Here is an 8,043-nt window from a genome sequence, read left to right as displayed (position 1 = left end):
TTCAGTATCGGGTGGTTCTGTATCAGTTCCATGCCCTCTCTCCCTCCTTGGTCTTACGCCGGCCGGTGACGGCGCGGCGAATTGAATGCTGACAAACGTAAAGAAAAAATCGGTGAGTAGATTATAACATCAAAAAATTGTTTTGTATCAATTTTTTGATGTTAACATAGAATATTGTCATTCAATATTGAAATTTTGTCAAGATAAAATAAATATCTACACGCAAAAACATTGCTTTGTAGGCAAGGGTAGTATTATCGAAAAAATACTAAGCTTTTTTGCCATAATGGCTGTGATTTACTGCTTTTTTTGTATATCCCTTATATATGCGTAGATGGTGAATTTTGTATTGCCCATTTCAGCTGCCAGTGTGTCAACAGCGCCCTTGAGCAGGAAGAAGCCCTTGTCGTGAAGTTCCTTGATGACCTGCTTTTTTTCAGGTTTGGTGAGGTACTGCAGCGGTTTGCCGATCCGTCTTTTGGCCTGTGCGAGGGAATCTCCCATCACCTCTTCCAGGTCCTGCGCGAAGGACTCGCGCACCGGCTCGGGGAATTTTCCCGACTGGCCGGAGGGCGGGTCGAAGTTTTCAGGATATTGTTCAATCTTGCCCATGTCTACCTTGACGAGGCTTTCTATGAGCTCCTGCGCGGCGATGGCCTTTTTAAGGTCGTAGTTGATGCAGAGGAAGGCGATGGTTTTTTCGTTCTCGTCGCGGATGAAGATGCAGCTGCATTTGATAAGTTCGCCGCGGTTGTTCTTCGCGAGATAGTTGTAGATGCCGTCCTTGTTCTGGTACTCCTCGGATTGGAGCATGAAAAGGCCGAAGTCGGTCATCGGGCCGCCCTCGCTCCGTCCCGTGACGTAACCGTTTTCGCAGAGGACGAGAGAGTGCTCCGGCATTGAGACGTCATGAAGGTTGACCTCGTAATCTTTGCCGAGTATCTTCGCTAGTCCGCGTACGACGGGGATGAGGATCTTTAATCTAGGGTTTATTTTTTGCGGGGCCGTCATCACAGTCACCTCCATGCTGTGGATTATTGTACACTAATTTGCGCGGCAAATAAACAAAAAATTGATACGCCGGCAAAAAGATAACCGGAAGAGCGGCAGGCTCCTCCGGCTGTTCTCTCTGTCGTATCGGAATTTGTTTAGAGGACTTTCGCCAGCCGTTTGATGCCCTCGCGGATGGTCTCAGGCGTGGAGTTAGTGTAGTTGAGCCTGAAGGTATTGACGTTCGTCTTGCCGGCATAAAAGGGGTCTCCGGGGACGAAGGCGACCTTCTTTTCCATTGCCTTATGGAAGAGGTCGAGCGACGACTGTCCCTCGGGGAGCATCACCCAGATGAACATGCCGCCCTCCGGCTCGGTGTATTTCACATGGGCGGGGAAGTATTCCTTCATCGCCGCGAGCATCGCCTCGGCCTGTCCTTTATAGAGGGCGATGATCTTGTCCACATGCTTCTGGTATTCGTTGTGCGCGAGGTAATCGGCGATCATGTACTGCGAGAAGATGTTGGTGTGAAGGTCGCTTGACTGCTTGGCCGTCACAAGATGGTTCATGAGCTCCTTATCCTGCGTGATGATGAAGCCGAGGCGCATGCCGGGCGTGACGGTTTTGGAGAAGGTCCCGAGCAGCACGCTGTGAGGCAGCTTGCCGGCGCCGATGTAGGGGAGTTTTTCTCCTTTGAAGCGCAGCTCGCCGTAGGGGTCGTCCTCGACGAGCACCGTGTCGTACCTGTCGAAGAGCGCGCAGACGGCCTCGCGGCGCTCCTTTGAATAGGTGAGCCCTGTTGGGTTCTGGAAGTTGGGCACTACGTAGGCAAACTTCACTCGTTCTTTCTTGAGAGCCTCTTCGAGTTTTTCAAGGTCGAGGCCGTCGTCTTCCAGCGTGACCGGCAGGAATTCCGGCTCGAACATGCAGAAGGCCTGAATGGCTCCGAGGTATCCAGGTTCTTCGATGATAACGCGGTCGCCTTTATTGAGCAGCGTCTTTGCGATGAGGTCGAGCGCCTGCTGTGAGCCTGTCGTGATGAGGACGTCTTCGGGCGTGATATTCAGACCGAAATTTTTGTTATACTTGTCCGCTACAAACTGGCGCAGCGGCAGATGTCCCTCCGTGGTCGAATATTGAAAAACTTTGCCGCCCTCATTGTCGATGATACGGCAGGCGGACTCCTTTAACGCCTCTTCCGGGAAGGATATCGGGTTTGGCAGGCCGCCGGCGAAAGAGATTACGGACAGGTCCTGCGTTACCTTCAATATATCCCGGATGAACGAGGAGGGGGTGGATAAAATTCTGTCTGAATAGCGCATGGTGTGATCACTCCTTGGTAAAGATCTTTTCTTATTTCTAACGCAAACCGCCGGCTGCCGTGTTGTCTGCCGTCAGCCGGCGGGATATGCCTCTGTTTTGATGAAAGATGCGCCCTAGTTGGCGGCTTCGGCCCGTTTTGCCTGGATCTCGTCGGCGATATCAGAGAATACGGCGAGCGCCTTGCTGAAGTCGAGGCGGCCAAGCCCGACGCGGAAGTGGTTGGTGTCGAGACCGAAGGCGCGTTCTCCGATTATGAGCAGCTTTTTCTCGGTCATGGCCCGTTCGCACATCTCCGTCACGTCGTATGGCGGCAGCAGGCGCGGGAAGGCGGTAGAACCGCCGTTGGGCTGTATCCACTGGAAGAGGTCACGGTGTTTCTTGAAGAAAGCTTCGGCCATACCGAGGTTCTCAAGGACTATCTTGTGGTTGCGCTGGAGCAGGTCGGGTGCGTTCCTCATCGCGATCGTCGCGAGTATTTCGCCCGGGGCGTTGTTGCAGTATGTGGTGTAGTCCTTATATCCGGCGCACTCTTCGATAAGCTGACGGTTCTTGGAGGCGAGCCAGCCCATGCGCGTGCCGGGCAGCCCGTACTTGTTGAGGCCGCCGATGACCGTCGCGCGCGGATAGATGTCCGCGAGGGAGGGAAGTGCCGCCGCGGGATCGTGCTCCATGCCGCAGTAGGTCTCTTCGTTGAAGACCCAGGTGCCCAATGCGGTCCGCGAGGTTAAGTATCCTGTCGAGCTCAGTGCGCACGGGGATGTATCCGGTCGGGTTGTTGGGGATGTTCATTATAAGCAGCTTTGTCTTCGGCGAGATGTTCTCGGCGAGGAAGTTCACATTGAGGCGCCAGCCCCAGCTCGTAACCTCCAGCGGCCACTTTATCACCTTGCAGCCGAGCGTGCGCGGCAGCTCGTAGAGCGAGGGGAGCGTCGGGTGCATGACGATCACTTCGTCGCCCGGCTCCAGCATGTTGTTCATGAAGATGAAGATACCCTCTTCGGGGGTGAGCTCCAGGATGTCGGAGGGGCGGAGAGAGGTGTAGCGTTTGGCGATCGCCTCACGCAGGGGAGCGAAGCCCGCCGGTCTCGTGTATCCCAGGCTCAGATTGTCCCAGAGTTTCTTGCATTCCGGGTCGGCCATATCCAATATTTCTTTCATTGAGCAGCTTTCGCAGGAAGACTGGCTCAACGTATATTTTGCCTGTTCCGCATACCGGGCGAATAGTCTTTCGAGCTTGAATGCTTTAATTCTCATTAAAGTTTCCCCTTTCGTCTATAGTTCTCGGTGGAGTTTTGTAAACCTTAACGTACCTATTCTTATTTATACAGTATAACCTTTTTTTAAAAAGCTGTAATCCCTCTCACCGATTATTATTCGGCAAATCTTATCTTGATTTATAATATAATAATGCGGTTCTTCAAATGGCTGAAAAGTTTAGGAGAATTATTAGAAAAATATCACGAAAATAGAGGTGTATAGAGGAAAAAACCTTGTTATTACGAGATTAATTGGTTGTTTTGTAAATGACGCTTGAAATATTTTTAAATATATATTGCAATCTGATATATCTGTGCTACAATTAGCCTAGGGGGAGGAGAATATCCTATGACGTGCGAATCGTAATTTACATTAAAGTCGCTCAGAGAACAGGTTTATGATTATCTCCGCATTCAGATGAATGAGGGAAAGATTCGTGTGGGCGCTTTTCTGAACCTCAACGATATCAGCAGGGAGCTGGGCATGAGCCGGACGCCGCTGCACGACGCGCTTTTTCAGCTTGAATCCGAAGGGTTTATTACTATATTCCCGCGGCGCGGAGTCGTGGTAAACGCGCTGACCCTTGAAAAGATACGCAATATCTATGAGATGCTGGGAGCCCTTGAGTCCGCGGTGATCGTCCTCGTGGCGGTCCGTTTCCGCGACAGCGACGCCGACCTGATGGAGAGATATAACCAGCAGATGGGCAAGGCGCTCGACCAGAACAATTTTTCCGTCTTTTACGACGCGAACCTTAAGTTCCACAACGTGTACCTTGAAATGTCGGACAACGCCGAGATGCTCCATTCAATTAAGATACACCCTCTACGATTTTCCGCGCAACAAGACCTTTGTTAAGGAGTGGGAGCTTCACTCCCTTGAGGAACACAAAACGATGATCGAGATGCTGCGGAACCATGACTTCAACAGCGCCGCGGATTATATCCGCGATGTGCATTGGTCGTTCTCCGTGCAGGAACGCTTTATACGTAAATATTATTTTGCCAAACATCTCGACCTTGACCTATCCGAGGAGGGGAACGGCGCAGTTGAGTAAGACGGGAATCATCTTTGACATAAAAAAATATTCGATACACGACGGCCCCGGTACGCGCACGACGGTACATCTCAAGGGATGCCCGCTGGCCTGCTGGTGGTGCCATAATCCGGAGAGCCAGTCGGTGGCGCCGGTGGTGCTTTTCCGCGGTGAGAAGTGCATCGGCTGCGGCTCCTGCGTCAAGAGCTGCCACAACGGCGCGATCTCCGTGCGGGGCGGGACCCTCGTGACGGACGACGGCCTCTGCGACGGCTGCGGCAAATGTTGCGAGGTCTGTCCGCCCGAAGCGCGCGAGCTCTGCGGCAGACACTATACCGTCGACGAACTGATGACGCAGCTCCACAAGGACGAGATATTCTTCCGCGACGGAGGCGGCGTGACCTTCTCCGGAGGCGAGCCCTTCATGCAGCCGGAGTTCCTCTTTGAGGCGCTGGATGCCTGCGGCCGGGCCGGTTATCACCGGACGCTCGACACCTGCGGCTTCGTGAGCAAAAGCGTTATCACGGATTCGGTGAAGCGCGCGGATCTTTACCTCTACGACGTGAAGCATATGGATCCGGAAAAACATAAGGAATACACCGGCGTGGACAACGTCGTGATCCTTGAGAATCTGCGGGCGATATCGGAGGCCGGCGCGAAGATCAACATCCGCGTCCCCTTTATGCCGGGGCTCAACAGCGGCGACGAAAACATGCACGCCCTCGGCAGATTCGTCCAGCCCCTCAAGGGAATCACGGGCGTCAACATCCTGCCCTACCACACGGTGGCGAAGGGCAAGCACGATCGCTGGCACATGGAATATAAGCTCAGCGACCTGCTGCCGCCTACAGAGAACCAGACGCGCCACGCGGCCGGTATCCTCGAGGGGTACGGCCTAAAGGTACATATCGGCGGATAACCGCCAGCGGCGGTATAAGATAAAACGGCAATAAAAGGCTCCAGCGCTTAGAGGAACGAACTTATTTCATATTGACAACGGGAGGTAATAGATCATGAACGAAAGAATCCAGCGTCTGCGTGACGAAAGCTTTGACACACATCCTTCGATCGACATCGAAAGGGCCCTGCTTGAGACCGAATTTTACCGCGAGAACGAGGGCAAGCTCCCAATGCCTGTGCTGCGCGCGGCTAACTTCAAGCATATCTGCGAAAACAAGACGATATACATCGGCCCCGAAGAGCTCATCGTCGGAGAGCGCGGCCCCAAACCGAAGGCCGTTTCGACCTTCCCCGAACTGACCTGCCACTCGAGGCAGGACTTTGAGATCCTCACGACGCGCGCCCAGCAGAACTACACCGTGTCTCCCGAGGATATGGATACCTATGAGAAGGTCGTCGAGCCCTACTGGCGCGGCCGCTGCATGAGAGACCGCCTCTTCGAGCGTATGCCCGAAGACTGGACGCTGCTCTATGAGGCCGGTACCTTCACCGAATTCGGCGAACAGCGCGCTCTCGGACATACCGCCCTTGACAACCTTATCTATCAGAAGGGTGCCCTCGATCTCAAAAAAGATATCGAAGCCTCACGCGCGAAGCTGGACTTCATCAACGACCCCGAAGCCACCGCGAAAGACGAACAGCTCCAGGGTATGGCGATCTCCTGCGACGCGGTGATCATCTTCGCCGAGCGCCACGCGGAGCTTGCCGAAAAGATGGCGGCGGAGGAGAAGGATGAGAGACGCAGGGCCGAGCTTCTCAAGATAGCCGAAGTCTGCCGTCACGTTCCCGCGCACGCCCCCGGCAACTTCTGGGAGGCGGTGCAGATGTACTGGTTCGTCCACCTCGGAACGATAACCGAGCTGAACGGCTGGGACGCCATGAGCCCCGGTCATCTTGACCAGCACCTCGCCCCCTTCTACGCGAAGGGTATCGCAGACGGCTCTCTCACGCGCGACGAGGCGAAGGAGCTTCTCTCCTGCCTCTGGATCAAAGTCAACAACACCCCCGCGCCTCCGAAGGTCGGCGTCACGGCGAAGGAGAGCGGCACATACAACGATTTTACAAACATCAACCTCGCGGGACTCAGGAGAGACGGCACCGACGGCTCAAGTGAAGTCACCTACATCTGCCTGGAGATTTTTGACGAGCTGCGCCTCCTCCAGCCGCAGGGCAACATTCAGGTCAGCGAGCGCACGCCGGACAACGTGCTCCGCGCCGCGGCCAGAGTATTCCGCAACGGCATGGGCTATCCCTCGATGTTCAACGCCGACATGGTCATTCAGGAGCAGATGCGCGTAGGCAAGACCCTTGAAGACGCTCGCGAAGGCGGCACCAGCGGCTGCATCGAGACCGGCTGCGCGGGTAAGGAAGCCTACCTGCTTCACGGCTATCTCAACGTGCCGAAGCTCCTTGAATACGCCCTCTCCAACGGAGTCGACCTTCTCACCGGCAAACAGGTGAGCATCAAGACCGGCGAGCTTTCGGAGTTCAAGACATTCGACGACCTCTACGCGGCCTTTGAAAAGCAGATGGCCTACGCGATAGAGACCAAGATCGGCGTCGACAACTACCTCCGCTACCAGTACGCGACGAACATGGCGGCCACCTACCTCTCATGCGTCATCCGCGACTGCATCCAGAAGGGCAAAGACTACTACAACGGCGGTCCGCGCTACAACAGCGACTACATCCAGTGCTGCGGCATCGGCACCATCACCGACAGCCTCTCCGCGATCAAAAAGCACGTCTATGACGACGGCACCTACACGCTGCAGCAGGTGGTCGAGGCGATGAAGGCCAACTGGGAGGGCCATGAGGAGATGCGCCTCACCCTCTGGAACAAGACGCCCTTCTTCGGCAACGACGACGACTATGCCGATGACCTGATGAAGATGGTTTACAACAGCCTCTTCAACAACATCGACGGCAAGCACAGCATCCTTGGGCCGACCTACCACCTTAATATGCTCTCCACGACCTGCCACAACTACTTTGGTCAGAAGCTCGCGGCGACCCCCAACGGACGCTTCAGCGGCATGCCCGAGTCCGACGGCACCTCGCCGAGCCACGGCGCCGATAGAAACGGGCCGACGGCGGTTGCCAAGTCCCTCGCGAAGATGGACCAGGTCAAATCAGGCGGAACGCTCCTCAACCAGCGCTTCCTGCCCTCCGTGCTCGCGGGAGAAGAGGGGATCGAGGGCGTCAAGAACCTTATCCGCTCATACTTCAAGCTCGGCGGGCACCACATCCAGTTCAACGTCGTCGACGAAGATACGCTGCGCGACGCGCAGACGAATCCCGACAAATACCGCGGTCTCCTGGTCCGCGTCGCCGGCTACAGCGACTACTTCGTGGACCTCGACAACTACCAGCAGGAAGAGATAATCGCGAGAAACGCGCAGGAAGGTTTCTAAGAATACCCTTCTAACAAATCAGAATAGAGTGAGAATCCCGCGGTTATCCGCGGGATTTTTTCT

At 54.9% G+C, this 8,043-nt stretch carries 7 protein-coding genes and 1 pseudogene; 4 read left to right on the top strand and 4 right to left on the bottom strand.

Going from position 1 to position 8,043, the window contains the following annotated elements:
• Positions 1-297 precede the first annotated feature (297 nt).
• The 4 genes and pseudogenes from LIO98_RS12075 to LIO98_RS12060 all read right to left on the bottom strand — a co-directional run.
• A complete protein-coding gene (locus LIO98_RS12075) occupies positions 298-1,011 on the bottom strand; it encodes a transcriptional regulator (RefSeq protein ID WP_288333767.1) in 714 nt (237 codons plus the stop codon).
• A 137-nt stretch (positions 1,012-1,148) separates the two neighbouring features.
• Positions 1,149-2,312, bottom strand: a complete 1,164-nt coding sequence (locus LIO98_RS12070; protein WP_291957474.1) for a PLP-dependent aminotransferase family protein — start codon at positions 2,310-2,312, stop codon at positions 1,149-1,151.
• Positions 2,313-2,426: 114 nt separating this feature from the next.
• Entirely contained in the window at positions 2,427-2,984 is a 558-nt protein-coding gene (locus tag LIO98_RS12065; RefSeq protein WP_291957471.1) for a hypothetical protein, read from the bottom strand.
• Positions 2,985-3,036: 52 nt separating this feature from the next.
• A pseudogene (locus tag LIO98_RS12060) lies at positions 3,037-3,453 on the bottom strand (aminotransferase class I/II-fold pyridoxal phosphate-dependent enzyme); the annotation flags it as partial.
• A 534-nt stretch (positions 3,454-3,987) separates the two neighbouring features.
• On the opposite strand from LIO98_RS12060, the gene LIO98_RS12055 reads away from it, so the two are divergent.
• The 4 genes from LIO98_RS12055 to hypD all read left to right on the top strand — a co-directional run bounded on the left by LIO98_RS12055 (position 3,988) and on the right by hypD (position 7,980).
• The gene (locus LIO98_RS12055; protein ID WP_291957468.1) at positions 3,988-4,428 is read left to right on the top strand and encodes a GntR family transcriptional regulator; all 441 of its coding nucleotides are present in this window, start codon (positions 3,988-3,990) and stop codon (positions 4,426-4,428) included.
• Between the two features lie 37 nt (positions 4,429-4,465).
• A complete protein-coding gene (locus LIO98_RS12050) occupies positions 4,466-4,627 on the top strand; it encodes a hypothetical protein (RefSeq protein WP_291957466.1) in 162 nt (53 codons plus the stop codon).
• Positions 4,620-5,525 carry a glycyl-radical enzyme activating protein gene (locus LIO98_RS12045; protein ID WP_277001910.1) on the top strand — a complete coding sequence of 302 codons (906 nt, stop codon included), beginning with the start codon at positions 4,620-4,622 and terminating at the stop codon, positions 5,523-5,525. Before LIO98_RS12050 ends, LIO98_RS12045 begins: the two co-directional genes overlap by 8 nt.
• 94 nt (positions 5,526-5,619) lie before the next feature.
• On the top strand, positions 5,620-7,980 hold the full coding sequence (gene hypD, locus LIO98_RS12040; RefSeq protein ID WP_291957462.1) for a trans-4-hydroxy-L-proline dehydratase: 2,361 nt from the start codon (positions 5,620-5,622) through the stop codon (positions 7,978-7,980).
• Positions 7,981-8,043: the final 63 nt, after the last annotated feature.

This window comes from Cloacibacillus sp., from assembly GCF_020860125.1.
Lineage (GTDB): Bacteria > Synergistota > Synergistia > Synergistales > Synergistaceae > Cloacibacillus.
Note: the sequence above shows the minus strand (reverse complement) of the source record. Positions and strands in the feature narration are given on the sequence as shown.

Excerpts from the sequence above, each read along its gene's own strand:
- LIO98_RS12065 (WP_291957471.1), bottom strand. The coding sequence starts at position 2,984 with ATGGAGCACGATCCCGCGGCGGCACTTCCCTCCCTCGCGGACATCTAT.
- LIO98_RS12055 (WP_291957468.1), top strand. The coding sequence starts at position 3,988 with ATGAATGAGGGAAAGATTCGTGTGGGCGCTTTTCTGAACCTCAACGAT.
- LIO98_RS12075 (WP_288333767.1), bottom strand. The coding sequence starts at position 1,011 with ATGACGGCCCCGCAAAAAATAAACCCTAGATTAAAGATCCTCATCCCC.
- hypD (WP_291957462.1), top strand. The coding sequence starts at position 5,620 with ATGAACGAAAGAATCCAGCGTCTGCGTGACGAAAGCTTTGACACACAT.
- LIO98_RS12050 (WP_291957466.1), top strand. The coding sequence starts at position 4,466 with ATGATCGAGATGCTGCGGAACCATGACTTCAACAGCGCCGCGGATTAT.
- LIO98_RS12070 (WP_291957474.1), bottom strand. The coding sequence starts at position 2,312 with ATGCGCTATTCAGACAGAATTTTATCCACCCCCTCCTCGTTCATCCGG.